1 protein-coding gene is annotated in these 1,297 nt (G+C 51.3%); it reads right to left on the bottom strand.

Annotation, left to right across the window (positions count from 1 at the left end; translation table 11 throughout):
- The coding region (locus AC2VLY_RS04075) for a flagellin N-terminal helical domain-containing protein (RefSeq protein WP_486921802.1) at positions 1–1,066 on the bottom strand (1,066 nt) is incomplete at its 3' end.
- Positions 1,067–1,297: the final 231 nt, after the last annotated feature.

The raw sequence follows: 1,297 nt of genomic DNA, 5'->3' as shown, positions 1-1,297 counted from the left end.
CTCTCTCGGCGTCAGGTTGAGTCAAGATGTTGAGGCCCACCACACCTGTAGTCGAAGCGGTGAAGTTGTTCGTTGCATTCCCAGATGTCGTGCCATCCCCAGTAGCCGCAAGTTGATAAGTGGTTTCAAACTTTCCGGGCGCGGGAGGATTCAACACTCCGAACATATTAAAACTCATGTCTGCGTTGATCGAAGGATCGCCTATGGTGACGGTGGTTTGTCCGCTGGTGACGTTGACTGCCGATCCGATGTTGATCCATTGACCATTGCCGTCCGCCATTTGCAGTTGAAACGAACCCGTCAACAAAGGAAAAAGGAACTGACTTGGTTGATGGAAGTTGGGTTGACCATATGTTCCATTGAAGATCACTTGATAATTCGCCGCCGTAGAGCCAGTAGGTTCGCCTTCCAGTACCGAGTTTTTGGAGAATGTGACGTCAGTAATAGGAGGTAATGGCATGAAAAACTCACCATTCCAATTGCCCGCAACTCCCACGATAGTTGCTGTCGTGGCCTTGATTCCTGCAACACCCAATGTATTGACATCCGTTGCGTCGATGTTGAATTGAAGCGTTTGCCCTTGATTAGCCCCTACTTGAAGCGTGACCGTAGAACCACTCGCCGCAGCACTGTACTGACCGGACAGGATGTTGAGTCCGTTGTACTGCGTCTGGTTGGTAATGGAGTTGATTTCGTTCGCAAGACTGTTCATTTCCAGTTGAAGTCCGGCACGATCCATCACATCCTGTGTACCGTTCTGAGCCGCTTGCGTCGCAAGCTGGTTCATGGTCTGCAAGATGCCGAGCACCTGTTGCTGTGCGCCGACAGCCGTTCGCAACATAGCTGTGCCTTGTTGCGCGTTTTGAACGGCAATGTTCAGACCGTTCGATTCCACCTGCATGTTCTGCGAGATGGCGTACCCAGCCGGGTTGTCCGCCGCGGAATTGATGGCGTTGCCAGTGGACATGACCTGTGACTCGGTGTTAATTTGCTGATTGAGAGTTTGCAAGTTGGACAAAACGACATTGGCGGCAGGGTTAGCGTTAATCCAAAATCCACTACTCACGATCAGACCCCCTCTCCCCTCGTGATGTGCCTAACCATCTTTCTCTCTGTGCTAGTCGCAAGACCCCTCGAAAACATTGGGCCGTCTCTCATCCACCTAGTCGATTCCAAAAAATAAGGAGAAGCCAGGCATAGGTACTCCCGGCTCCATCCCGACATATCGGAATTAAATGAGCTTCAACAGCAAATCCGGTTGTTGATTGACGTTGCCAAGCACCGCAATCCCGGCCTG

Source organism: Acidithiobacillus sp. TH-A36 (assembly GCF_057473445.1).
Note: the sequence above shows the minus strand (reverse complement) of the source record. Positions and strands in the feature narration are given on the sequence as shown.